This window comes from Xaviernesmea rhizosphaerae (assembly GCF_001938945.1).
Classification (GTDB): Bacteria; Pseudomonadota; Alphaproteobacteria; order Rhizobiales; family Rhizobiaceae; genus Xaviernesmea; species Xaviernesmea rhizosphaerae.
The window spans coordinates 107300-130569 of record NZ_MKIO01000020.1; the positions used below are offsets into that span (position 1 = coordinate 107300).

23 protein-coding genes are annotated in these 23270 nt (G+C 66.7%); 9 read left to right on the forward strand and 14 right to left on the reverse strand.

Features of this window, described 5'->3' with window-relative positions; translation table 11 throughout:
* Nucleotides 1–256 precede the first annotated feature (256 nt).
* The 3 genes from BJF92_RS03470 (at nt 257) to bioB (ending at nt 2964) form a co-directional block, all read left to right on the forward strand.
* The gene (locus BJF92_RS03470) at nt 257–919 is read left to right on the forward strand and encodes a GntR family transcriptional regulator (RefSeq protein ID WP_075633388.1); all 663 of its coding nucleotides are present in this window, start codon (nt 257–259) and stop codon (nt 917–919) included.
* Between the two features lie 483 nt (nt 920–1402).
* Nucleotides 1403–1966 carry a biotin transporter BioY gene (locus tag BJF92_RS03475; protein WP_075633389.1) on the forward strand — a complete coding sequence of 188 codons (564 nt, stop codon included), beginning with the start codon at nt 1403–1405 and terminating at the stop codon, nt 1964–1966.
* A complete protein-coding gene (bioB, locus tag BJF92_RS03480) occupies nt 1966–2964 on the forward strand; it encodes a biotin synthase BioB (protein ID WP_075633390.1) in 999 nt (332 codons plus the stop codon). Before BJF92_RS03475 ends, bioB begins: the two co-directional genes overlap by 1 nt.
* A gap of 64 nt (nt 2965–3028) precedes the next feature.
* On the opposite strand, the gene BJF92_RS03485 is transcribed toward bioB, so the two are convergent.
* The 11 genes from BJF92_RS03485 to BJF92_RS03535 form a co-directional block, all read right to left on the reverse strand.
* Nucleotides 3029–4381: an ABC transporter ATP-binding protein gene (locus tag BJF92_RS03485; protein WP_075633391.1), complete on the reverse strand. Its 1353-nt coding sequence runs from the start codon at nt 4379–4381 to the stop codon at nt 3029–3031.
* A 38-nt stretch (nt 4382–4419) separates the two neighbouring features.
* On the reverse strand, nt 4420–6177 hold the full coding sequence (locus BJF92_RS03490; RefSeq protein ID WP_075633392.1) for an ABC transporter permease: 1758 nt from the start codon (nt 6175–6177) through the stop codon (nt 4420–4422).
* Between the two features lie 370 nt (nt 6178–6547).
* Nucleotides 6548–6778, reverse strand: coding sequence for a hypothetical protein (locus tag BJF92_RS03495; RefSeq protein WP_075633393.1), 231 nt, complete (start codon nt 6776–6778; stop codon nt 6548–6550).
* A 627-nt stretch (nt 6779–7405) separates the two neighbouring features.
* Complete coding sequence (atzF, locus tag BJF92_RS03500) at nt 7406–8800, reverse strand: allophanate hydrolase (RefSeq protein WP_078057818.1); 1395 nt, start codon at nt 8798–8800, stop codon at nt 7406–7408.
* A gap of 18 nt (nt 8801–8818) precedes the next feature.
* Nucleotides 8819–9166, reverse strand: coding sequence for a cupin domain-containing protein (locus tag BJF92_RS03505; RefSeq protein ID WP_078057819.1), 348 nt, complete (start codon nt 9164–9166; stop codon nt 8819–8821).
* Nucleotides 9159–9824 carry a cysteine hydrolase family protein gene (locus BJF92_RS03510; protein WP_075633395.1) on the reverse strand — a complete coding sequence of 222 codons (666 nt, stop codon included), beginning with the start codon at nt 9822–9824 and terminating at the stop codon, nt 9159–9161. Before BJF92_RS03510 ends, BJF92_RS03505 begins: the two co-directional genes overlap by 8 nt.
* Entirely contained in the window at nt 9824–11362 is a 1539-nt protein-coding gene (locus BJF92_RS03515) for an ABC transporter ATP-binding protein (RefSeq protein WP_075633396.1), read from the reverse strand. Before BJF92_RS03515 ends, BJF92_RS03510 begins: the two co-directional genes overlap by 1 nt.
* Nucleotides 11359–12036: a biuret amidohydrolase gene (gene biuH, locus BJF92_RS03520; RefSeq protein ID WP_075633397.1), complete on the reverse strand. Its 678-nt coding sequence runs from the start codon at nt 12034–12036 to the stop codon at nt 11359–11361. The genes BJF92_RS03515 and biuH overlap by 4 nt, the downstream gene beginning before the upstream one ends.
* A 41-nt stretch (nt 12037–12077) precedes the next feature.
* Nucleotides 12078–13001, reverse strand: coding sequence for an ABC transporter permease (locus BJF92_RS03525; RefSeq protein ID WP_075633398.1), 924 nt, complete (start codon nt 12999–13001; stop codon nt 12078–12080).
* Nucleotides 12998–14110, reverse strand: a complete 1113-nt coding sequence (locus BJF92_RS03530; protein WP_075633399.1) for an ABC transporter permease — start codon at nt 14108–14110, stop codon at nt 12998–13000. Before BJF92_RS03530 ends, BJF92_RS03525 begins: the two co-directional genes overlap by 4 nt.
* Before the next feature lie 466 nt (nt 14111–14576).
* Entirely contained in the window at nt 14577–15701 is a 1125-nt protein-coding gene (locus BJF92_RS03535; protein ID WP_075633460.1) for a BMP family ABC transporter substrate-binding protein, read from the reverse strand.
* A 160-nt stretch (nt 15702–15861) separates the two neighbouring features.
* On the opposite strand from BJF92_RS03535, the gene BJF92_RS03540 reads away from it, so the two are divergent.
* Nucleotides 15862–16770 carry a LysR family transcriptional regulator gene (locus BJF92_RS03540; RefSeq protein ID WP_075633400.1) on the forward strand — a complete coding sequence of 303 codons (909 nt, stop codon included), beginning with the start codon at nt 15862–15864 and terminating at the stop codon, nt 16768–16770.
* Nucleotides 16771–16809: 39 nt separating this feature from the next.
* On the opposite strand, the gene BJF92_RS25455 is transcribed toward BJF92_RS03540, so the two are convergent.
* Nucleotides 16810–16983 (reverse strand): hypothetical protein, encoded by a 174-nt coding sequence (locus BJF92_RS25455; RefSeq protein ID WP_158032180.1) that lies wholly within the window; start codon nt 16981–16983, stop codon nt 16810–16812.
* Here BJF92_RS25455 and BJF92_RS03545 point away from each other — a divergent pair.
* On the forward strand, nt 16973–17407 hold the full coding sequence (locus BJF92_RS03545; protein ID WP_075633401.1) for a c-type cytochrome: 435 nt from the start codon (nt 16973–16975) through the stop codon (nt 17405–17407). The genes BJF92_RS25455 and BJF92_RS03545 overlap by 11 nt on opposite strands.
* A gap of 322 nt (nt 17408–17729) precedes the next feature.
* The gene (locus BJF92_RS03550) at nt 17730–18647 is read left to right on the forward strand and encodes a cytochrome c (RefSeq protein ID WP_075633402.1); all 918 of its coding nucleotides are present in this window, start codon (nt 17730–17732) and stop codon (nt 18645–18647) included.
* A gap of 132 nt (nt 18648–18779) precedes the next feature.
* On the opposite strand, the gene BJF92_RS03555 is transcribed toward BJF92_RS03550, so the two are convergent.
* Both BJF92_RS03555 and BJF92_RS03560 read right to left on the reverse strand, forming a co-directional pair.
* The gene (locus BJF92_RS03555; RefSeq protein WP_075633403.1) at nt 18780–19376 is read right to left on the reverse strand and encodes a DJ-1/PfpI family protein; all 597 of its coding nucleotides are present in this window, start codon (nt 19374–19376) and stop codon (nt 18780–18782) included.
* 12 nt (nt 19377–19388) lie between these two features.
* On the reverse strand, nt 19389–19886 hold the full coding sequence (locus BJF92_RS03560; RefSeq protein ID WP_075633461.1) for a GNAT family N-acetyltransferase: 498 nt from the start codon (nt 19884–19886) through the stop codon (nt 19389–19391).
* 368 nt (nt 19887–20254) lie between these two features.
* Here BJF92_RS03560 and dmeR point away from each other — a divergent pair, with 368 nt between their 5' ends.
* From dmeR to BJF92_RS03575, 3 genes are all read left to right on the forward strand, one after another.
* A complete protein-coding gene (dmeR, locus tag BJF92_RS03565) occupies nt 20255–20527 on the forward strand; it encodes a Ni(II)/Co(II)-sensing transcriptional repressor DmeR (RefSeq protein WP_075633404.1) in 273 nt (90 codons plus the stop codon).
* Between the two features lie 417 nt (nt 20528–20944).
* The gene (dmeF, locus tag BJF92_RS03570; protein WP_078057820.1) at nt 20945–22129 is read left to right on the forward strand and encodes a CDF family Co(II)/Ni(II) efflux transporter DmeF; all 1185 of its coding nucleotides are present in this window, start codon (nt 20945–20947) and stop codon (nt 22127–22129) included.
* 1 nt (nt 22130) lies between these two features.
* Nucleotides 22131–22793: a sugar-binding transcriptional regulator gene (locus BJF92_RS03575; protein WP_078057821.1), complete on the forward strand. Its 663-nt coding sequence runs from the start codon at nt 22131–22133 to the stop codon at nt 22791–22793.
* Nucleotides 22794–23270 lie beyond the last annotated feature (477 nt).

The following is a 23270-nucleotide window of genomic DNA, read 5'->3' on the forward strand; positions in this document are numbered from 1 at the left end:
ATCAACAAGGCTCATAACCTGACGCTGCCACGGCCGAAAGACCGCTTCCGGCTTTCGCTGGATGCCGCCTGCCTTTCGATGCTTCCTGTCGCGGCTTGGCCTTCAGTGGCAGGCAAAGAAAATGGGCGGGCGAACGGAGCCGCCAGCCGCATTTTGCCATCGACGACTGCCGCGATCGCCCCGAAATCCGGGGTCAGACGCGCTGTCGCGACGATCCGTGCTCGACGGCGGTGCCGGAGCAGATTATCGATCAGGCATGACCCAAGCCAAGGACGATCCCCTCGCCATGCGCATCAGCCGGGTGCTAGCCGAGCGCATTATTGCCGGCGCGCTCGCGCCGGGCGCGCGGCTGCGCCAGGGGCCGATCGCGGAGGAATTCGGGGCGAGCCACATGCCGGTGCGCGAGGCGTTTCGCCGGCTGGAATCACAGGGGCTGGTCGTCAGCGAGCCGCGCCGCGGCGTGCGTGTGGCCGGCTTCAGCCAGGCGGAGGTGAAGGAGGTGGCGGAGATGCGCGCGGCGCTCGAAGTGCTGGCCCTGCGCCATGCCGCCCCGCATCTGACCCGCGCCATTCTCGATGCGGCCGAGGAGGCGACGCGGGCGGGCGACCATGCCGGCGATGTCGAGGCCTGGGAAGAGGCCAACCGCCTGTTTCACCGCACGCTGCTGGCGCCCTGCGCCATGCCGCGCCTCCTGCGCACCATCGACGATCTCCAGGCCGCCAGCGCCCGTTTCCTGTTTTCCGGCTGGCGGGCGGAATGGGAAGCGCCGACCGACCGCGACCACCGGGCGATTCTGGCGGCGCTCAGGGCCGGCAATGTCGATCTCGCCGCCCTGGTGCTGGGCCGCCATGTGCAATGGATCGGCCCACGCGGCCAGGATCAGGCCGGACGCCCGGCCGGGCGGCGCGCGGGGCCTTGAAGCGGCGCGCCTTTCCCGCTCCTCGACCCTCCCGCGTTTTCCGCGATAACGCCTGTCCTCCTCCCAGGCTGCCGATGTTGATGACGCGGCGGCAAAGGCCTGCCGCATGGTCTGGGCAGCCGGCCGACTGGCGCGGAGGTTAGGTCAGGTGGCCTTTACCGTTTCTTTTCGCCACCATCGGGTGACCGGCCGAAACCGGCTGCTGCTTTGCATCCCGCGAACGAGGGAGCCGCCGACGTTCCTGTTGGTGGGGAGTTGGCGGTGGGTGGCGATTGTCCTGCCTTCCGCAAACCGCCGATCGGGCAGTTTCAGAGCCCTGTACCCGGTCCAGCTGTTCCGGCAGGCCTGGAGCCTAGCCGGGAGAAAGCTCATCTTTCAAAAAATTATCGATAATTATTTGATCCTCTCTTGCGATCGATGTTCATCTATGGATTCATCAGGCGATAGAATCAAAAATTATCGATAATATTGAAAGGATGCCCGATGACTGCCCTGAACACCCGCCTGCTCGAAAGCCGCCCGCGCGGTCTGCGCGCCGTTCTCACCCTGGCGCTCGGCGTCTCGATGATGACGCTTGCCGCCAAGGTGCAGATCCCCTTCTGGCCGGTGCCGATGACGCTGCATCTGGCGGCGGTGATGGCCTTTGCCGTTCTTTTGGGCCCGCAGCGGGCCGTGGCGATCTTCCTCGCCTATCTCGCAGCCGGGGCCGCCGGCCTGCCGGTGTTTTCGGGCACGCCGGAGCGCGGCATCGGGCTGGCCTATATGGCCGGACCGACGGGCGGCTATCTCGCTGGCTTTCTGATCGCCTCGGCGCTGACGGGGTGGCTCGCGGCCGGGCGCGGTATGATCGGGCGGATCGGCGCCATGCTGGCGGGGCTTGCCGTGATCTATGCCTGCGGCGCGTCCTGGCTGGCGCTGTTCGTGCCTGCGGAAAAGGTCATGGCCATCGGCGTCGTGCCGTTCCTTCCTGGCGATCTCGTCAAGATCGCGCTCGTGGCCTGTGGCGCCGCGCTTCTGAGCCGGGGCAAGCAGAAGGATCGCGGCTGATGGCGGGGCCTGACGGAACGCTGCGCTGCGACTGGAGCGTGGCCGAGATCGCCGCGCTCCATGATCTGCCGCTTCTGGAGCTGGTGGGCCGCGCCAATGCGGTGCACCGCGCCCATCACGACCCCAACCATGTGCAGAAGGCGAGCCTGCTCTCGATCAAGACCGGCGGATGTCCGGAAAACTGCGGCTATTGCCCGCAATCGGCCCATCATCGCGAGGTCAAGCTGACGCGCGACCGGCTGATGGCGCCGCAAAAGGTGCTGGCTGAAGCGACGGCGGCGCGCGAGGCCGGGGCGGAGCGCTTCTGTATGGGTGCCGCGTGGCGGGAGGTGCGTGACGGGCCGGATTTCGATGCGGTGGTGGAGATGGTCAAGGGCGTGCGCGGGCTGGGCATGGAGGCTTGCGTCACACTCGGCATGCTGAAAGCGCATCAGGCCGCGCGGCTGGCCGAGGCCGGGCTGACGGCCTATAACCACAATCTCGACACCGGCCCGGATTTCTACCCCCAGATCGTCACCACCCGCACCTATCAGGAGCGGCTGGATACGCTGGCGACCGTCAGGGCGCAGGGCATCGCGCTGTGCAGCGGCGGCATCATCGGTATGGGCGAGACGGTGCGTGACCGCGCGGCGATGCTGCAGGTGCTGGCCGCTCTCGATCCGCATCCCGAAAGCGTGCCGATCAATGCGCTCGTGCCGGTGGCCGGCACGCCGCTTGCCAATCGTCCGCCGGTGGACCCCTTGGATCTGGTGCGTATGGTCGCCACCGCGCGGCTGACCATGCCCCGGTCGATCGTCCGCTTGTCCGCCGGGCGAGCCAGTCTGACGCGGGAGGCGCAGATCCTCTGCCTGATCGCCGGCGCCAATTCGATCTTCTATGGCGATACGCTGCTGACCACGCCCAATGCCGGGATCAGCGCCGATGCCGCGCTGATGGCGGCCATCGGCCCGCGCATGCGCGACGACGAAGACTGCCAAGCCACGCAGGCCGCAGAGTAAGACCAGAAACAGGACGCCGGGCCTTCCTCAAGGCCCGGCGCTTCGATGTCAGCAGCGAACCTGGTCAGCTCGGATTTTCCAGCGTGAACAGGTCCGAATGCTCGTCATAGGCGAAATATTCGCCATAGCGGGCCCAGTTGGTCACCGCCTTCAGCGTGGCGCTCGCATAGTCTTCGGACATGTGGTCTTCCAGCTCGTCGCGGAAGCGGCTGGCGGGCGCGCGGTGGCTCGGGCGCTCGTCCAGGATGCGGCGGATATGGGCAGCCAGCGGCACGTAGGATGCCAGATGCTGGGCGAAGAGCCGCTTGCGCTCGTCGACATCGCTGTCGGAAAAGCGCAGGCCCGCAGGCGTCAGCCGGATGTCGCCGCCCTCGAGCTCGGCGAAGCGCAGCAACTGCAGCGTTTCGGCGATCGGGAACAGGTCGTCCATGCCCAGATGCAGGCTGGCGGCGAGCGGCGGCAGGTCGGCCTTGCCGTGATAGGGATCGCCCGCCAAAGCCTCGATCATGCCGGACATCAGATTGGTCGAGACCCGGGGCAGTTCCATGGAAATGCCGGTGCCGGGAAACAGCCCGTCGCGCGTCGGCGCCGTGCCCTTCTTCGCCGTCATGCGCTGGTAGATATCCTCCACCAGCACGCGGAAGGCGGGGTCCAGCCGGTTGCGCGGCTGCGGCAGGTCCACCTTGATCTCGGCGATCACATGGCCGGGATTGGAGCCGAAGATCAGGATGCGGTCGCACATCAGCACCGCCTCCTCGATATTGTGGGTGACGATCAGGATCGACTCGATCGGCATGCGGCCTTCGCACCAGAGGTCGAGCAGGTCGGTACGCAGCGTTTCGGCGGTCAGCACGTCGAGCGCGGAGAAGGGCTCGTCCATCAGCAGAACCTTGGGATGGACGACGAGGGCGCGGGCCAGACCCACGCGCTGGCGCATGCCGCCCGAAAGCTCCTTGGGATAGGCGCTCTCGAAGCCGTCGAGGCCGATCAGGTCGATGGCCGCCAGCGCCCGCTTGCGCCGCTCGGCGGCGTTGACGCCCTGGGCCTCCAGGCCGACCTCGACATTCTGCAGCACGGTGAGCCAGGGAAACAGCGCGAAGCTCTGGAAGACGACGGAGACGCCGTCCGTCGGCCCGTCCACCGGCCGGCCCTGGAACAGAACCTCGCCTTCGCTCGGGCGCAGGAGCCCGGCAATGGCGCGCAGAAGGGTGGATTTGCCCGAGCCCGAGCGGCCGAGCAGGCCGATGACCTCACCGGGGTTGAGCGTGAGATCGACCTGGTCGAGGACCAGCAGAGAGCCGGAGACGCCCTTGTCATAGACCTGGCGGACCTTGCGGACTTCGACGAGCGGGGTGGCGCTGGCGCGCTCGGCAGCGGCGCGGGCGGCGGGATGGGTGGCGGGAGCAAGCGTGTTCATGGATCGAACTCCTGGAAGTGGCAGGCGGAAGGATGCGCTCAGTTGATGCGCATGCGCTTCTCGGCAAAAACGGTGAGAGGGCGCCAGAGCACGCGGTTGAACAGGGTGACGAACAGCGACATGACGGCGATGCCGAGGATGACGCGGGGGAAGTCTCCGGCCTCCGTGGCCTTGGCGATATAGGCGCCGAGGCCGAAGGCCTCGATCTTGGTGTTGCCCCAGCTCGCCACCTCGGCGACGATGCTGGCATTCCACGAGCCGCCCGACGCCGTCAGCGCGCCGGTGATGTAATAGGGGAAGATGCCGGGCAGGATCACCCGCCGCCACCAGGTCCAGGAGCGCAGGCGATAGACCGCCGCGGCCTCCCGCAGATCGGAGGGGAAGGCGCTGGCCCCAGCGATCACGTTGAAGAGAATGTACCATTGCGTGCCCAGCACCATCAGCGGCGAGAGCCAGATGTTCGGGCTCGCCCCGGTGGAGACGATGGCCAGCACTGCCACGGGAAAGAGCACATTGGCCGGGAAGGCGGCGAGGAACTGCGCCACCGGCTGCACCTTCTGCGCAACGTGCGGCCGAAGCCCGATCCACACGCCGAGTGGCACCCAGATCACGCTGGCCAGCGCGATCAGCACGATGACGCGCACGAGCGTGGCGAGACCGCCGGCAAAGGCCTGGCCCAGATCGGCCCAGCCGAGGCTGGCGCTGACATAGGTCACCAGGCTCCACACGCCCCAGATGCCGAGCGCGCCGACCGCGCCGAACCAGAGGATGTCGAACAGCCGGCTCAGGTCGCGGCCCTTCTGCCTGACGGAGGCGGGCAGCGCCGGCACCGGCAGGCGCAGCATCATCAGCCCATCCCACAGCCCGGCGAGCGGCGCGGTGAGGATGCGCAGGAAGCGGGTGCGGCGGATCAGGTCGTAGACCCAGGAGCCGGGGCGCTGACCGCTGGCCGTCTGCTCGAAGCGGAACTTGTCGGCCCAGGCGACGATCGGGCGGAAGATCAGCTGGTCATAAAGCAGGATGACGACGCCCATGGCCAGGACCGCCCAGGCGACCGCCTTGAAATCCTGCCGGTCGATGGCCACCGCCAGCCAGGAGCCGAGCCCCGGAAGCTGCACCGTGGTGTTGCCCACGGTGATCGCCTCGGACGCGACGACGAAGAACCAGCCGCCGGACATGGACATCATCGTGTTCCAGACGAGACCCGGCGCGGCGAAAGGCGCTTCCAGCCGCCAGAAGCGCTGCCAGGCCGAGAGCCGGAAGCCCCGGCAGACCTCGTCCAGATCGCGCGGCGCGGTGCGCAGCGACTGGTAGAAGGAGAAGGTCATGTTCCAGGCCTGGCTGGTGAACAGCGCGAAGATCGAGGCGCATTCCGCCCCCATCTGGCTGCCGGGAAACAGGCCGATGAAGAAGGTGACCGTGAAGGTGAGGAAGCCGAGAACGGGCACGGACTGGAGAATGTCGAGCGCGGGCACGATCAGCATTTCCGCCCGGCGGCTCTTGGCGGCCATGGTGGCGACGATGAAGGTGAAGAGCAGCGAGGCGACGATGGCCGCCAGCATGCGCAGCGTGGTGCGAAGCGCATATTCGGGCAGGCGTGCGGGATCGAGCGAGATCGGATCGCCGGCCAGCACGTTCATCGGTGCGCGCATTTCCGCTACGCCATGCGCAGCGAGCGCGCCGAGCGCGATGACGAAGGCGATGGCGATCAGGTCATAGAGATTGGGCAGGAGCCGGCTGCGCGACAGCGCGGCCATATCGCTCTGCGCCGGGCGGTCGAGGGAGTGGAACACCATGGGAGGCACCTCGTGAAGACGGGGCGGGGGAAACGCCGCCGGCGCCGGGGGAGGACCGGCAGGCGGCGGGGACGGACGCGGTGCCGCAGAGAGGTTTGAGGTCTCCTGCGGCGGCCGGGAGGAAAGCGGACGCGCACGGCGGATGCCTTCGGGAGGTATGCGCCGGGGCCGGGGATGGGTCGCCGGCCGCTTCTGTGCGACCGGAGGGACGGTGAAGCAGGGCCTTCGGATCGCGTCGCGAGGCGGCAATCGGCAGGGTCCGCGCGGCAGGCAGGCAATCCTGCCTGCTGCCCTCATGGGCGGTGCGGGACGCGAGGCCGTTGCTGACCGGCGCCGGGATCATCCCCGGCGGCGGTCGGCAACGGCCCGATCAGGCCGCCTGCGGCAGACGCGCAAGCGGTTCCTCGGCCTCGTTGTCGTTCTGGCCGCCGGTTTCGCGGCTCCAGCGGCAGACGAGCCGGCCGGTGGCGGCATCCCGGTGCCAGGTGGCGCGCAGGACGGGGCGTTCGCGAGCGGGAGCAGCGCCGACGGGCAGGCCGAAGCCGGGCAGGGCGCGGGCGAAGAGGGCGCGGGGACCGCGCAGGAAGAGGGTTACGTTCATGGCTCACCTCATGGGGGACCGCTCTGGCGATCCCCTGGCGCCTGAGGCGAGCCGAAGCGGCTCAGGCGGCGCGGGAAGGGCCGGAGACGGACCAGTCACTGGGCATTGTGTGAACCGTCCGGCAGCCTTGCGAAAAGGCCGGGGCCGGACGGCGGCGACTATCGCTGTCCATCGGAGTGCTTTGTCAGGTTGATCGGAGATCGACGGGCAAAGGCCGCGTCGACAGAAGCCTCATCTCACAGGGGGCGCCGCGGATCAATCGCGCCTTGGTACAGGGCGATTATACCAAGGTATCGGTTGGAAATTCGGGGAGGCACGGGTGCGTTGGCGCGGCGCGCCGGTACGGTCCGTCCGAAGGCCGGACATCCTCCGGCCGGTAGGCGGCCGCGTGCTCAAGCCTGCCCGGGTTCATCTCCGACTTTTGCCTAAGATTTTTATTTTCAAGGGGTTATCGCTGAGGCGTCCGGCTTGTCGAGGTCAGGCAGGGCCGCCACGTCCGAGAAGACGGTGTCCTCCCTGTGCCAGCTGGTCGCAGCAAGCTTTCGGAAACCATAGGCGCGCGCAAGCCGCTCATCGGCGTGCGCCAACATCGCGGTAAGAGGCCGAACCAGCTTTTGGTCCGGCTCTCTATGCCGATGCCAGGAGCGGAGCCTCCAAAGCCCAGCCGGTGGCGCCCAGTGGCTCACCGGCATCGGCTTGCAGAAGGGAGGCGAGGGCGGCGATGCGGCCGTCATTCCCGGCGGGGGCCAGCAGCGTCACATTGCCAGGCCTGCCGTCCGCGCGCGCGGCGACGGGAACGGCGATGCCGCAGAGATCGATGAGGTTGACGAAATTGGTGTAGGTGCCGAGCTGGGAATTCGGGCCGATCGGATCGGCCTCGATCTCGGCGGTGGTGACGAAGCGCGGGATGGTCGGCACGCAGAGAAGATCGACTGCGCTCAGCAGCGGGGCCGCCGCGCGCTTGAGATCGGCAAGCCTGTAGATGTCGCGGAAGACATCGACCGCCCGCAGGCTTTCGGCGCGGCCGATGATGGCGCGCGTCACCGGATGCAGCGCCTCCGGCCGGTCGCGCATCAGATCCTCGATACCGGCATAGCGTTCCGCCACCCAGGCGCCATCATAGAGCAGGCTGGCGATGCGGTAGAAGGGCGCAAAATCGAGCGGCAGGATGCGGTGTCCCAGCCTTTCGAGCACGGCCAGCGTCGCCTCGAAGGAGGCTTCTTGGGTGTCGTCGCCGAAGAAGCGGCGCGAGGCGGCATCCGGCACGCCGATGGCATATCCTGCCGCAGGGGCCTCCATCACAGGCGGCGGAAAGGCGCGGGAATAGCCGTCGGCTTCGTCATAGCCGGCGGCGGCGGAAAAGGCGGCGAAGGCGTCCTCCACCGTCAGCGCGAAGATCGAGATCGTGTCCAGCGTGCGGCAGGCGGGCACCATGCCGCTGGCCGAGAGGCTGCCGAGCGAGGGCTTGAGCCCGACGATGTTGTTGAGCGCTGCCGGCACGCGGCCCGAGCCGGCCGTATCCGTGCCCAGCGCGAATGGCACGAGCCCGCGCGCCACCGCCACGGCCGAGCCGCTGCTGGACCCGCCCGGGACAATGGCCGGATCGAGCGCGTTTTTCGGAATCGGATAGGGCGAGCGCAGGCCGACGAGGCCGGTGGCGAACTGGTCGAGATTGGTCTTGCCGATCGGCAGGGCGCCGGCCTCCCGCAATCTCGCGACGACGAAGGCGTCCTTGGCGGCCTGATATTCGAAGGCCGGGCAGGCGCAGGTGGTGGGCATGCCCGCAACGTCGATATTGTCCTTCACCGCGAAGGGAATGCCGTAGAGCGGCTTGGCCGGATCGTAAGCGCCGAGCGCGTCTGCGGCAGCGGCCACGCTCTCCTCCTCGGCCAGATGCAGGAAGATGCCGGGATCGGCGGCCTCGGCAATGCGGCGATAGGTTTCGGCCACCACCGCTTTCGGGCTCAGGCCGCTGGCATAGGCGGCGCTGAGGCGCGCCAGGGTGAAGGGCAGCGTATGCATGGGAAGCTTCCGAAATGTTCAGAGGATCTGGACGGGGCTCGTCCACTGGATGAGCACGACACAGCCTTCCTGCGACGAGACGGAGTGCACGCTGCCCTCCGGATTGACCACCAGGGAGCCTGGGCCGTAATGCCCATATTCGTCGCTTTGCGAGCCTTCGAGCACCAGGATGGTCTCCACGCCGGTGTGCAGGTGGCGCGGCACGCTGGCGCCGGGCGCATAGCGCAGCAGCGCCAGCTCCGGCGCGCCGCTGAAGATGCGGTAGATCTCGACCCCCTCGCGGAAATATTCGAACTGGCACTGATGCCAGGCATCCGCAAGAAACAGGGGCATGTGCACGATGGCGGTGGGTTGTGCCTCAGTCATCAATCGCCTCCACGATCTGATCGACGGTGGCCGCCCAGCCGACGATCGCGCCCTGCGCGGTCATCATGTCGATGGCGGCCTTCTTGAATTCGGGAAAATAGCTTTCGGTGGCGTCGGTCGCGAGCAGGCATTCATAGCCGCGGTCGTTCGCCTCGCGCATGGTGGTCTGCACGCAGACCTCGGTGGTGACGCCGGCAAAGACGAGCTGGCGCACGCCCTTCTCTTTCAGCATCTCGCCGAGCGGGGTGGCATAGAAGGCGCCCTTGCCCGGCTTGTCGATCACGGTCTCCCCGGGGATGGGATAGAGCGCCTGGATGATGTCGGCGCCTGCTTCGCCGGCAATGAGGATGCGGCCCATGGTGCCGGGATCGCCGATTCTGAGCGAAGGGTTACCGCGCGTGCGCTTGGCGGGCGGGCAATCGGACAGGTCGGGCGCGTGGCATTCCCGCGTGTGGATCACGGGAAGGCCGGCCTTGCGGAAGCCGGCGATCAGCCGGGCGGTGGCGGGAACGATCGCCTGCAGCCGCGTCACGTCATTGCCGAGCGTGGCGCCGAAGCCGCCGGGTTCGATGAAATCGCGCTGCATGTCGATGACGATCAACGCGGCGTTTTCGGGCGCCAGCGTGAAGTCGAAGGGGCGGGCCTTGATCGTCGCCATCAGTGATGTCCTGCCATGTGCTTGCCGATCTCGCCGATATCGGCGCCGGCGGCCGGTGTCTCGAACACGATCCTGCCTTCCGACATCACCAAGATGCGGTCGGAGAGTTCGAGGATTTCGTCGAGGTCCTCGCTGATCAGCAGCACGGCGGCGCCGGCATTGCGCGCGGCCATGATGCGGGTGCGGATTTCCGCCACGGCGGAAAAATCCAGGCCGAAGCAGGGATTGGCGATCAGCAGCAGATCGACCGCGCCGTTCAGCTCGCGCGAGAGCACCGCGCGCTGGACATTGCCGCCGGAAAGGGCGGCAATCGGCGTGGCGAGCGAGGCGGTCTTCACCTTGTATTCGCCGACCAGCCGGGCCGCAAGCTCGGCCATGCGGCGCCCGTTCAGCCAGAATTTCGGCTTGCCGCCGGCAAAGTCGAAGTCGCGGAAGAAGATGTTCTCGGCCACGCTCATCTTCGGCGCGCAGGCATTGCGCAAGGGCTCTTCCGGTAGATAGCGCACATTGAATTGGCGCGCCTCGCTCCGTGTGGCGTGAAAGGGCAGGCCGCAGACCTTGATGGCGCCCTCCATCAGCGGACGCTGGCCGGAAAGGATCTCCATCAGCTCCATCTGCCCGTTGCCGGAAATGCCGGCCAGGCCGACGATCTCGCCGGACTTCACCTTGAGATCGCCGATCTCGATGGTCTTCAGGCCCGAGCGGTCGGCCGCCTTGGCGCCGGAGACCGTCATCACCGGCTTGCCGTTGACCGCCAGACGGGCGGCGGGGCGCACCAGTTCCTTCTCGCCGATCATCATTGCCGCCATCTCCGCGGTGGAGAGATCGGCGACCTTGCCGCCGCCGACATGCTCGCCCCGGCGCAAGACCGAGACCTCATCGGCAAAGGCGGTGACCTCGCGGAACTTGTGCGAGATCATCAGGCAGGTCAGCGTGCCATCCGTGGTCAGGCCGCGCACCATGCCCAAGAGTTCGTCGGCCTCCGCTGGGGTCAGCACCGAGGTCGGCTCGTCCAGAATGAGGAAGCGGCGGCCGAGATAGAGCTGTTTCAAAAGTTCCAGTTTCTGCTTCTCGCCTGCCGCCAGCCGGCCCACCGGCACGTCGAGCGGCACGGAAAAAGGCATGCGTGTCATGAAGGCGGCAAGGTCGGCGCGCTCCTTCTCCCAGTCGATGCGGGCGGGCACGTCCTTGCGGCTGATCACGAGATTTTCGGCGGCGGTGAGCGAGGGCACCAGCGTGAAGTGCTGATAGACCATGCCGAGACCGAGATCATGGGCGGCGCGCGGGTCGGGCACCGCCACCTCGCGCCCGTCCACCGTCATCTGCCCCGAGGTCGGCTTGTAAAAGCCCATCATGCATTTGACGAGCGTCGATTTTCCCGCGCCGTTTTCGCCCAGCAGCACATGGAAGGAGCCGGCGGGAATGCGGATCGATACGTCCTTGAGCGCGGTAAAACTGCCGAAGCGCATGGTCATGCCGAGCGTTTCCACGGCGATGGCGTGCTGCGGCGGGGAGGGGTCGAGCGCGGGAACCCTCATGGCAGGGCCTCGACGAAGGCGGCGCTGTTGCTGACCGCGCCGAACACGCCGCCCTGCATCTTCACCATCTTGATCGCTGCGGCATGGTTGCCGGGGTCGGTGGCGGCGCAGCAATCCTCCAGGAGCAGGCATTCGAAGCCGCGATCATTGGCCTCGCGCATGGTGGTATGCACGCAGACATCGGTGGTGATGCCGGAGAGAACGATGTTCTCGATGCCGCGCGTGCGCAGGAGCAGTTCGAGATCGGTTGCGCAGAAGGAGCCCTTGCCCGGCTTGTCGATGATCGGCTCGCCTGCCAGCGGCTTCAGTTCGTCGATGATCTCCCAGCCCGGCTCGCCGCGCACCAGGATGCGCCCGCAAGGGCCGGCATCGCCGATGCCCGCGCCGATCTGCTGCGAGCGCCAGCGCTTGTTGGGCGGCAGGTCGGAGAGATCGGGCCGGTGACCCTCGCGGGTGTGGATGACGTGATAGCCCTTCTCGCGCATGGCGGCGAGCACGGTCTTGATCGGCTCGATCGGCGCGCGGGTCAGCGCGATGTCATAGCCCATGGTATCGACATAGCCGCCCGGCCCGCAGAAATCCGTCTGCATGTCGATGATGATGAAGGCGGTGTTCTCCGGGCGCAGGTCGCCATTATAGGGCCATAGATAGGGATCGGCATGAATCGTGGTCATCGCAAAGCTCCAGTCGCGTGGCCGCCGCGGGCGGCGCCATTTTACTTGATGATGCTGAGTTCGCCGGGGGCGGAGGGCAGGGCGCGGGTGCGCGAACTGGTCGCCACCAGGAAGCCGAGGGTGAGCACGTAAGGCGCGGCATAGAAGAGGTAGTAGCCGCTGGTGATGCCGACCGATTGCAGCGCCGGGCCGAGCGCGCCGGCCCCGCCGAAGAGCAGGGAGGCATAGAGGCAATTCACCGGATTCCAGCGCGCGAAGATGACGAGCGCCACGGCCATCAACCCCTGGCCGGAGGAAATGCCCTCGTTCCAGCTGCCGGGATAATAGAGCGAGAGATAGGCCCCGCCGATGCCGGCCAGGGCGCCGCCCGCCGCCGTCGACCAGAGACGCACGCGGTTGACGTCGATGCCGAGCGCGCGGGCCGCATCCGCGCTGTCGCCGGCGACCCGGATCGTCAGGCCGATCCGGGTGTTCTTCAGCATCCAGGCCGTGGCGAAGGCCAGAGCGATGCCGGCGAGGAACAGCACATTGACGTTCAGCGCCGCCTGCACCTGCGGCAAAGGTGACCAGAAGCCGAGCGGGATGGCCGGCAGGTGCGGCGCGACCGGCTGGACGTAGGGCTTGCCGAAGAAGAAGGCGAGCCCCGTGCCGAAGATCATCAGCGCGATGCCGATGGCGATGTCGTTGACGCGCGGCAGGCTGCAGAGCACACCGTGCAACAGGCCGAAGAGCAGGCCGGCAAAGGCGGCGGCCAGCGTGCCGAGCCAGGGCGAGCCGGTGTGATAGGCCACGGCATAGCCGCTCATGGCGCCGAAGACCAGCGTGCCCTCGAGCCCGAGATTGATGCGCCCCGACCGCTCCGTCAGGCATTCGCCCGTCGAGACGAAGATGAAGGGCGTGGAGACGCGGATGGCGCCGCCGAGAATGGCAAGGGGCACGCCCCAGAGACCGATATCCTCGCTCATTTCTGCCTCCGTTCAAGGAAACTCAGGAATTTCAGCCGGTCCTGGAAGGTGTCGGAGAGGAGGATGGCGATGAACACCATGCCCTCCAACACCAGAACCGTCGCGTCCGGCAGGGCCATCCGCCGCTGGATCAGCCCGCTCGACGCCTCCAGCCCGGCCAGCAGGATGGCGGCGGGCACGATGGCCAGCCCGTTGTGGCGGGCGAGGAAGGCGATGAGGATGCCGGTGTAGCCATAGCCGGCGGCGAGCGAGGCATTGGCCGATCCATGCACCGCCGCCACCTCGAACATGCCGGCGAGACCGGCAAAAGCGCCGCCGAGCGCGGTGAAACCGATGACCAGGCGGCCGGCAGGCAGGCCCTGGATGCGGGCGGCGCGCAGGTTCCCGCCGACGATGCGGGCGGCAAAGCCCCATGTCGTGCGCTCGATCAGCACCCAGCTGAGGATGCAGCCGAGAATGCCAACGGCAAGGCCCCAGTGCACGCCGAGCCCGGGGATCTCGCCGATCCGCCAGGCGGCGGGCAGCGGCGCGGTGGAAGGCTTGTTGAGGCTGGCGGGATCGCGCAGCAGCCCCTCGACCAGATGGTTCATGAGCGCGATGGCGACATAGGCCATCAGCAGGCTGGCAATGGTCTCGTTGACGCCGCGCAGGTGCCTGAGCGCCCCGACGCCGCCGATCCAGAGCCCGCCGACGAGCGCGCCGGCAAGGGCCATCAGCAGGATGCCGGCCGGGCCGGGCAGGCCGGGCATCAGCGTGGCCACCGCGCCGGCGGCCACGCCGCCGAGCACGATCGCCCCCTCGCCGCCGATGATGACGAGGCCGAGCCGCGCCGGCAGGGCCACGCAGAGCGCCGCCAGAAGCAGGGGCGCGGCGCGGGCCAGCGTGTTCGTCCAGGAAAAGGCCGTGCCGAAGCCGGCCTTGTAGACGAGGAGGTAGAAATCGAGCGGCGGCTTGCCGAGGAAGGCCAGGAAGATCGAAAAGGCGATCATCCCCGCCAACAGCGCCGCCAGCGGCAGGATCGCCGTCTCGATGCGGCGGGCCGTGGCTTCGCTGAGGAAGCCGGCCCGCACGGCGGCCGATGCCGTCCGTTCAGCATGCTGCATGCTCATGGCCTGTCTCCGGGCAAGGGGCGGTTTTGGTGTGTCGGATCGAAAAGCAGAGGACGGATTTTCGGGGAAATCCGATGAAAAAACAGCATTTTAGAACTTTAGACGGCTTGTCAGCCACAGTACACGACGCAAACGGTTGATCGGCTAGGCAGGTCGTCCCACGAGGTTAGGAGGATTGCTTCCGCATGACATCACATTGAGGCGGAGCCTCTTCCTCTTCGTCATCCTCGGGCTTGTCCCGAGGATCTGCTGACGTCCATAGAATCAAACGTTGTAGATGCTCGGGACAAGCCCGAGCATGACGACCGAGAGGCTTCGCCTTGGATCACAGCTTCCCCAAACCGCTGCTCCGAGAGGCTCGCAATGCATTCTTAAGTTCGCCAGTAAGATGCATTGTGTATTTGGGTAGTGATCGAAGTGCAGAACGCCACGGCAGAAGCTCTCCGTCGTCTCCCATGCCGACCCTTTACGAGGTCGAGCCGATCACGCCGTCCACGAGATAGCTCATGCTCTCCAGCGCCACGTCGGTCTCGACGAAGGCCTGGCCGGCCGTGGCCACGACATTGCCCTTGTTGTCCTTGAGCGGGCCCTTGATGGCGGCGAAGCCGCCCTTGAGGATCTCGGCCTTCGTCGCCTCGAACTGGGCGCGCGCCTTGTCGGAAACGGCGGGGCCGAGCGGGCTCATCTTGATGAAGCCGTCGGCGAGGCCGCCGCGCACGAAATTGTCGATCTTGCCGCCGGCCATCGTGGTCTTGACCATGTCGCCATAGACCTTGGCCCAGTTCCACTCGGCGCCGGTCAGATATTTTTCCGGGGCGAGCGCGCTCTGGTTGGCGTGGTAGCCGCACAGGAACATGCCGCGCCCCGCGCCGGTTTCCATCACCACCTTGGGCCCGTCCACATGGCAGGTGACGACATCCACGCCCTGGTCGGCCAGCGCATTGGTGGCCTCGGCCTCCTTCACCGCCAGCGACCATTCGCCGGTGAAGATCACCTGGCAGGTGATCGACGGATCGACGGCGCGCGCGCCCAGCAGGAAGGAATTGATGTTGAGCAGCACCTGGGGAATGGGCTTGGCGGCGACGAAGCCGATCTTCTTCGACTTTGTGGCATGACCGGCGACGATGCCGTTCAGATATTGCCCCATGCCGATATAGCCGAAATAGGAGCCGACATTCTTCGGCTTGTCCGGCGTCCACAGGCCGCCGCAATGCTCGAAGCGGACCTCGGGATATTTCGGCGCGACGGCGAGGATATGCGGATCGAAATAGCCGAAGGAGGTCGGGAAGACGAGCGTGGCGCCGTCGAAGCCGATCATGCTCTCCATGGTCTTCTGCACGTCCACCGTCTCGGGAACCTGCTCCTCCTCGACCACGGTCACGCCCTCCATCGCCTTGACGGCGGCGGCCCCTTCGGCATGCGACTGGTTGTAGCCGAAATCATCCTTCGGGCCGACATAGATGAAGCCGACGGTGAGACCCGCGGCGCGGGCCGTGCCCGCCGGCAGGAGGCCGGAAAGGGCGGCGGCGCCGGCAAGGCCGGCCGTGCTGCGCAGAAACTGGCGGCGATTGGGCATCAGGATCCTGGACATGACAAAGTTCCCCATTTGTCGTCAAACCGGCGGCGCTTTCGGCTCTTTGGGCCGGCTTATTTGCGTTCCGGCTTTAGTAATCCAGATGGACGCGCTTCTGTCTTGTGCTATGTTTTGGCCGGGGCGCTGCAATAACTGCAGCAGGGCATGAAGGGGCGCCATGCGCTATCTCTCCTCCATCCGCTATATCGACGCGGTGGTGAAGGCCGGCTCGATCCGGGCGGCGGCCGATACGCTGGCCATCACCTCCACGGCGCTCAACCGCCGCATCCTCGCCATGGAGGAGGAGCTGGGCGTGCCGATCTTCGAGCGGCTGCCGCATGGGGTGCGGCTGTCGGCGGCGGGCGAGATCTACATCCACCACATCCGCAACCAGCTTTCCGACATGGAGCGGGTGAAATCGCAGATCGCCGATCTTTCCGGCGTGCGGCGCGGCCATGTGTCGATCGCCTGCAGCCAGGCGCTCTTGCCCTATTTCCTGCCCAGCCAGATCGCGCTCTACCGCAAGGAGCACCCCAACGTGACCTTCGGCGTGCATCTGCGCGACCGCGAGGCGGCGGAGCAGGCGCTGGTCGATCACAGCGCCGATCTCGCCATCGTCTTCGAGCCGGTGCGGCTGGCCGATTTCATGACGCTGATCCGGGTGCGCCAGCCGGTGCATGTGGTGATGGCCGCGGGCCATCCGCTGGCGGCGAAAACGAGCGTGCGGCTGTTCGAATGCGCGAGCTATCCGGTCTCGCTGCCGACCGCGCCCTATGGCGTGCGCCATCTGCTCGACATCGCCATGCGGGTCGCCGGCATCCGGCTCGATCCGGTGATCCAGTCCGACAGCTTCGAATTCCTGCGCAATCACGCGGTGGCGGAGGATATCCTCACCTTTCAGATCCCGATCGGCCTGGGCGACGAGACCTCGACCGGCCAGATGGTCTCGCGCCCGATCGACAGCCGCGATGTTCCTTCGGGCATTCTCTATCTCGGCCAGCTGAAGGGCCGCACCCTGCCGGTGGCCGCAGCTCGCTTCGCCGCGCAGCTGACCAGCACGCTGGCCAACCAGTTCGAGGTTTCGTAAGCACTAACAAGCGGTGCGTTTCCGTGCAGGGAAGCTGCGTTATGTCCGGCTTTCCCGACGAAACGCTTGCGACGCGCGAGCCGCAAAGCCGAACAATCCGCCGATCACGCGAAACGTGACTTTCTTCATGCGCGCGACATGCAATCCTGCGCATGTTAAGCCATGATGGCGCGCCGATGCGGCACCACCGAAGGAGAGGAAAATGAAGCTCAAGACCGTTCTTTTTTCGCTAGCCCTTGCCGGGCTCGCCGCCGGCGCCGTCACGGCGGCCGAACCGCAGAAGGTCCGCGAAGGCATGATGAAGCAGATCGGCGGCTCCGTCGGCGCGCTGGGCGCCATCGCCAAGGGGCAGAAGCCTTATGATGCCGCCGTGGTGAAGACCTCGCTCGAGACGATCAGCAAGAACATCAAGGCTTTCCCGGATCAGTTCCCGGCCGGCTCGGACGCCAATTCCGAGGCGAGCCCGAAGATCTGGGCCAATATGGACGACTTCAAGGCCAAGGCTGACCACCTTGCCAAGGAAGCCGACACGCTGCTGGCCCAGCTGCCGGCCGACCAGGCCGCCGTGGGCGCCGCCGTCGGCAAGCTCGGCCCGCTCTGTTCGGACTGTCACCAGACCTACCGTCTGAAGAAATAGGGTCTGCCTGAAAACAGAGGGTGCCGATGGTGGCCTGGACGATTGCCGGGCCGCCGTCCCTCCCTGGCGGGCAAGCAAATGATAGAGGCCAGCAGGCGGGCAACGCCCGACACTGCGGGACGCTCTTTCCCATGGCGTCCGATGCACTGTTTTGTCTGCGCATCGGTTATTTCTGACAAGTTGAGCCGCTTTTCGGCCCGATTTCTGGTTGTCCGGTTGCCATTTTCCGCAACCGCGCCACGTCTCATGCACGATCAGAAAAACGGGATGGAGCGCCCGCATCCGCTCCGCGCCGAGCGGCGTGAGCTAGGGGAGAGAGAGCATGGGGCGCAGGCGCGGCGGGATCGGCATCTCCCTTCTTCTCATCGCCGGCTTTGCCGGCGCGCTGGGCTGGTTCCTGACCAAGCCGGAGCGCCAGCCGGCCGCGCATTGGCAAGGCCTGCCCGCGGCTGATGTCGCCAATGGCGAGCGCATCTTCTGGGCCGGCGGCTGTGTCAGCTGTCATGCGGCGCCGGGCGCGGAAGGGCAGGCGCGGCTGACGCTGTCAGGCGGTCTCGCGCTGAAGAGCCCCTTCGGCACCTTTCACGTGCCCAACATTTCCCCCGACGAGAAGGCCGGCATCGGCGGCTGGACGCTGGCCGAATTCGGCGATGCGATGACGCGCGGGGTGGGCCGCAATGGCGAGCATCTCTACCCGTCCTTCCCCTATGGGTCCTATAGCCGGCTGACGCCCAAGGATGTCTCCGACCTCTTCGCCTTCGTGAAGACCCTGCCGAAGAGCGAAACGGTGGCGCCGCCGCATGAGTTGCCTTTCCCTTACAATCAGCGCCTGCTGCTGGGCGGCTGGAAGCTTCTGTTCTTCAGCGATGCGCCGCGCGTGGCCCTGGCCAATGCCGATCCGGCGGTGCTGCGCGGGCAATATCTGGTGGAGGGCCCGGGTCATTGCGGCGAATGCCACACGCCGCGCAACGGGCTGGGCGGCTTCGTCAGCGGCCAGTGGCTGGCCGGCGCGCCCAATCCGGAAGGGGAGGGCCGCGTGCCCAACATCACGCCGGCCTCTGAAACGATCGGCAGCTGGAGCGCCGGCGATATCGCCAACTATCTGGAAACCGGCTTCACCCCCGACTTCGACAGCGCCGGCGGCAATATGGTCGAGGTGCAGCAGAACATCGCCCATCTGCCGGCCGAGGACCGCGCGGCCATCGCCGCCTATCTGAAGGCCGTTCCGCCCGTCAAATGAGCGCGTGCCTTATACAGTTTCCGGCTGATCGCTTCGCGAACCGGAAACAAGAACCAACGAGAATCTCTGGCCGGAAAGCCAGATTTTCGATGGACGGAATACGGTTTCCGGTCCGATCACCCGGAAACCGTATCAGGCCGCAGCCGCCGCGGCCTTGACCGAAATATGCTCGGCGGAAAAGCACATGAGCTCCTGCGACAGCGCCGTGCCATCCGCGCCCAGCGCTTCCAGCACCTTGATGGCGAAACTGACCGGCGCCGTGCCCGGCGCGGTGACGACATGGCCGTCGCGCACGGCGTGCGGCACGTCGCGATAGGTCGCGGCCTCGCCATAAGCGGGGCGCGCCTCGCGCAGGAAGCCCGGGAAATTGCTGGTATGGCCGCGCCCCTTCAGGCAGCCGGCATCCAGCAGCGGCAGCACACCGGCGCAGATGCCCGCGACCACCTTGCGCTCCCGGTCGAAGCTGCCGACAAGCCCGGTCAGATCCGGCGCTTGCTGTGTGGTCCACAGCGTGCCGCCGCAGAGAACCAGCGCATCGAACTTGCCGGCGGTGAGCTTGCGGCAGTCCAGATCGGCGGCGGCGCGCAGGCCGCCGATCGAGGTGACGGGTTTGCCGCCGGGGGTGGCCACGGCGATCTCCATGCCGCAATCCTGCCGGGCCAGCGCCATCAGCAGCGCGCATTCCCAGTCGGCGAAGCCTTCGGTGAGAACAAGGGCCAGACGTGACATGGTGATTCCTTCCTAAACGAGAGGCTGGATATAGCGCATTCCTGTCACGGGACGGGGAAGGAAATCTTCCGATTCATAGAAACGATGCGCCTGGACATTGCCTGTCGTCGCGCTGACCGAAAGGAAGCTGCAGCCGCGCCGCCGGGCCTGTTCGCGCGCGGCTTCCACCAGATGCCGGCCGATGCCGGTGCCGCGATGGGCCGCGCGCACGAAGAGATGGTGCAGGTCCATGCCGCGCCGGCCCTCCTGCGCGCGGTAGAGCGGCACCAGAAGGGCATAGCCGATCAGCCGTCCTTCCGCTTCTGCGACGATGGCGGTAATCCAGGGCGCGGCGCCGAAGAGGTCGCGCTCCAGGATCTCGGCGCTCATCGCGCAGGCATCGCCATGGAAGGCGGCGAGCTCGCCGATCATGTCGCTCAGCGCCGGGAGATCGGTCGCCTGCGCCGCACGGATGCGCACGAGCGGCGCCCGCATGGGCGCGTCATCATTGGCGGCGCGCTGGGCCGGCATGAACACGGTAGGGGCAAGATGGGAAGGCATGGGGGAGGCTCCTTGAAGGCTTGTGGGATCCGGTGTCTGGCTGGATCCGCCGCAAGGGCCGTTCTTCTCAAACAAAAGCCGCCTTGCGGCGGCTTGTTGAGATCATGATCAAACGAGCCGCACCTATGGGAGCAGCGTAAAATACCAGGCAATATGGGTCGGGCGCGTGATCATGGCGGCGACCATGCTGCGTGGCCGCGGCCTTGTCAAGCGGCTTTTCGGCGGGCTCTTCCTGTCGGTTTGCCGTCGGTCAGGTCAGCCGGCGAACGCCTAGGCGCGATGGCGCTCGACAGGCTGTCGAATATAGGGTACCCCCCTATTCTATCGGGAGGGCATCGATGTCGCATACGATCCGCAGCAAGGACAAGCTCGTGGCCCGCGTGCGCCGGCTCAAGGGTCAGGTGGAGGCGGTGGAGCGCGCGCTGGAGGCGGAGGCCGGCTGCGGCCAGGTGCTGCAATTGCTTGCCTCGATCCGCGGCGCGCTGAACGGGCTGAATGGCGAACTTCTGGAGCAGCATCTGCACGAACATGTGCTTCATGCCCGCGACGAGGCCGAGCGCCAGGCGGCGGCCGAGGAACTGGCGGCGATCCTGAAGACCTATATGCGCTGAACCGGCCGCCTGCCCGCCCGATCGATCCGAAGGCCGACCCGGATGCAGCGAAGAGGGGCCAGCGGTAACCGGGGGCCTTTCGGCCCGCCTTTCCACCGGTGGCCTTCCGGCAGAAGCGTGCACCGCTGGTCGGCATCGATTTCAGGACCGGATGCAGCGACACCATGACGGCACCGATCCCCGCAACCAAGCGCCTGGTGCCGCAGACAGACCGATGACACGTCCGGCCGGTGCCCGGATCGACGGCCCTGATGATCGACAGGCATCATCGGCGTCGGTGGCCGGGCGACGCCGCGAGAGTATCGGGGCGAAAAGCGGGAGCCGGTTTTCGGAGCAATCCGATGCAACAACAAAATTCTAGAGAGCATCGGATTGCGTATGATTTTCAGTCCGATGCGCTGATGCGAGGAGACGTCCATGTCGAACGAGCATGTTGCCGCCGGCGGAGCCGCCTCCGGCGATCCGCACCATCATCCAGATCCGGCGCGCGCCCCTTCACCGTCGCCCTCGGTGACCGGGGAGAGGCCGAGCCCTGCCGGGCGCCGTGATCCGCAGGCGCATGACCATGCCTTCCTCGGGGCCGACCATGCCCGCAACGAACGCCGGGTCTGGTGGGTGATCGGCCTGACGGCCGCCATGATGGTGGCGGAGATCCTCGGCGGCCAGATCCTCGGTTCGATGGCGCTGACGGCCGATGGCTGGCACATGTCCACCCATGCCGGGGCCATGCTGATCACCGCGCTCGCCTATCGCTATGCGCGGCGGCAGATCGGCAATCCGCGCTTCACCTTCGGCACCGGCAAGGTCGGCGATCTCGCAGCCTTCGCCAGCGCCATCATCCTCGGCCTGATCGCGCTGATCATTGCCTGGGAAAGCGCGCTACGCCTGATCGAGCCCGTTGACATCGCCTATGACGAGGCGATCGCGGTCGCCGCGCTCGGCCTCGTCGTCAATCTCGTCTCGGCCTGGCTGCTCGGCGCCGACCATCATGGCCACGCCCATAGTGACGATCATGGCCCCAGCCCCGCGGCGCACGATCATGCGCCGCAGATCTCCCACGGCAGCCATGGTGGACACGGGAGCCACGCAGACCATGGCGCTCACGCTGGCCAAGGGATGCATGGCGGTCACCATGGCCATCGCGGGCATCATGGTGGTCATGGCGGACACGCAGGCCATGGCGGCGACAGCAATCTCAAAGCGGCCTATCTCCATGTTCTGGCCGATGCGCTGACCTCGGTGCTGGCGATTGCCGCGCTCATCGCCGGGCGGGTCTATGGCTGGAGCTGGCTGGATCCGGCAATCGGCGTCGTCGGCGCCGTGGTCATCGCCCGCTGGTCGATCGGTCTCATTCGCCAGAGCGCGCTGGTGCTGCTCGATACCGCCGACACCGCCGGCGACCTGCCCGCCGCCATCCGCCGGCGTCTGGACTGCGATGGCGCGCGCATCACCGACCTGCATGTCTGGCAGGTCGGCCCCGGCCACCACGCCGCCATCATCGCCCTGTCGAGCCCGGCCCCCGAGCCGCCCGCCAGCTACAAGGCCCGGCTTGCCACCCTTCCCGGCCTCTCGCATGTGACGGTGGAGGTGACGGCGGCGTGAGGTGTGCGAGGTTGCCGCCCATCATTTGCCGAACTTCCTGGAGCAGGGAGATGTGCTCGGCGTATCCTGGGGGCAGACCGTTTCCTTCGTCTCCGAATATGTGCCGCATTGGCCAATCGAGAACCTGACCGTGCGCCAACTGCTCGGCTCGATCGCCAACCCGCTGTTGAGCACCTCGGAAAGCTGCACCACGGAAATCGCGCGGCGGCTGAACGGCTACTGCATCAATTTCAACGCGGCTGCCGTCTGCTTCAGCGCGGAACTGACCGCGGCGCTCAAGGCGGAACCGATCATCAGCGAGCAGCTGAACAATCTGCGAAAATGCAACAAGTCGATCTTCTCTCTGAGCCCCTGCACGCCGGACACCCATGTGGTGCAGTTCAAGATCGCAACCGTCGACGACATTGACGACGACCGCGCCAAGGGTGCTGTCGGCATCATCGCCGGGCGCTTTATCGATGAGGGTGGGCAGCCGGTCCTCGGCGATCCGGACAGGCGCATCATCGGCGCGGATCATGACCTGCTGCGAGACATTGAGGGGCTGTTCGTCGTCAGCGGCACCTTCAAGCTGGACGCGACCCGCGCGGCGCTGCGCGGCGGTTTCGTCGATCATCTGGTGACCGATCTGACGATGGCGGAGCTGCTGCTGGCCGCCGGTCGATAGGGTCGCGTCTTCGCCTGAAATTTCTGGGGTTGGTCGTGGATGACGTGCCCTGCGCGGGCCAGACGCTGGCGTGATCTCGCGCGGCCGGCAGAAGTACCTTTGCGCGTACGACAAGGCAATGGACCGCGCCGGTCCGGCAGGCCCAAGATGCTGCCGGCGCGCCTTCTCTTGCGGTTGACCTGCCAGGATTGCCTTGGATGAAAGCTGGATCTCGGCAGCCGAGAGGGCTCGGTCTGGCGGGAGCAATGACGCGGACGCGACCGCCGAAACGTCATTGTGACGATAAGGATCGGGCCGACCCGCATCGGCCCGCCGAGAGCATCGGACCGAAAATCGGCTTCAGGTTTTCGGAAGCAAAAACAAAAGCCTAGAGCATCGCATTGCGGAGTATTTTTAGTCCGATGCCTAAGCGCGATAGCGAAGGATTTTGTGCGCCCGCACGGCTGGCGAGAGGGATCGGCCGCGCTCTGCGCGCGC

Bases quoted from the DNA above. Each gene is read 5' to 3' on its own strand.
- BJF92_RS03490 (WP_075633392.1), bottom strand. From the start codon at position 6,177: ATGGTGTTCCACTCCCTCGACCGCCCGGCGCAGAGCGATATGGCCGCG.
- BJF92_RS03550 (WP_075633402.1), top strand. From the start codon at position 17,730: ATGGGGCGCAGGCGCGGCGGGATCGGCATCTCCCTTCTTCTCATCGCC.
- BJF92_RS03525 (WP_075633398.1), bottom strand. From the start codon at position 13,001: ATGAGCGAGGATATCGGTCTCTGGGGCGTGCCCCTTGCCATTCTCGGC.
- dmeR (WP_075633404.1), top strand. From the start codon at position 20,255: ATGTCGCATACGATCCGCAGCAAGGACAAGCTCGTGGCCCGCGTGCGC.
- BJF92_RS03540 (WP_075633400.1), top strand. From the start codon at position 15,862: ATGCGCTATCTCTCCTCCATCCGCTATATCGACGCGGTGGTGAAGGCC.
- BJF92_RS03475 (WP_075633389.1), top strand. From the start codon at position 1,403: ATGACTGCCCTGAACACCCGCCTGCTCGAAAGCCGCCCGCGCGGTCTG.
- BJF92_RS03515 (WP_075633396.1), bottom strand. From the start codon at position 11,362: ATGAGGGTTCCCGCGCTCGACCCCTCCCCGCCGCAGCACGCCATCGCC.
- BJF92_RS03505 (WP_078057819.1), bottom strand. From the start codon at position 9,166: ATGACTGAGGCACAACCCACCGCCATCGTGCACATGCCCCTGTTTCTT.
- BJF92_RS03485 (WP_075633391.1), bottom strand. From the start codon at position 4,381: ATGAACACGCTTGCTCCCGCCACCCATCCCGCCGCCCGCGCCGCTGCC.
- atzF (WP_078057818.1), bottom strand. From the start codon at position 8,800: ATGCATACGCTGCCCTTCACCCTGGCGCGCCTCAGCGCCGCCTATGCC.
- dmeF (WP_078057820.1), top strand. From the start codon at position 20,945: ATGTCGAACGAGCATGTTGCCGCCGGCGGAGCCGCCTCCGGCGATCCG.
- biuH (WP_075633397.1), bottom strand. From the start codon at position 12,036: ATGACCACGATTCATGCCGATCCCTATCTATGGCCCTATAATGGCGAC.
- BJF92_RS03555 (WP_075633403.1), bottom strand. From the start codon at position 19,376: ATGTCACGTCTGGCCCTTGTTCTCACCGAAGGCTTCGCCGACTGGGAA.
- bioB (WP_075633390.1), top strand. From the start codon at position 1,966: ATGGCGGGGCCTGACGGAACGCTGCGCTGCGACTGGAGCGTGGCCGAG.
- BJF92_RS03470 (WP_075633388.1), top strand. From the start codon at position 257: ATGACCCAAGCCAAGGACGATCCCCTCGCCATGCGCATCAGCCGGGTG.
- BJF92_RS03545 (WP_075633401.1), top strand. From the start codon at position 16,973: ATGAAGCTCAAGACCGTTCTTTTTTCGCTAGCCCTTGCCGGGCTCGCC.
- BJF92_RS03510 (WP_075633395.1), bottom strand. From the start codon at position 9,824: ATGGCGACGATCAAGGCCCGCCCCTTCGACTTCACGCTGGCGCCCGAA.
- BJF92_RS03530 (WP_075633399.1), bottom strand. From the start codon at position 14,110: ATGAGCATGCAGCATGCTGAACGGACGGCATCGGCCGCCGTGCGGGCC.
- BJF92_RS03560 (WP_075633461.1), bottom strand. From the start codon at position 19,886: ATGCCGGCCCAGCGCGCCGCCAATGATGACGCGCCCATGCGGGCGCCG.
- BJF92_RS03495 (WP_075633393.1), bottom strand. From the start codon at position 6,778: ATGAACGTAACCCTCTTCCTGCGCGGTCCCCGCGCCCTCTTCGCCCGC.
- BJF92_RS03535 (WP_075633460.1), bottom strand. From the start codon at position 15,701: ATGTCCAGGATCCTGATGCCCAATCGCCGCCAGTTTCTGCGCAGCACG.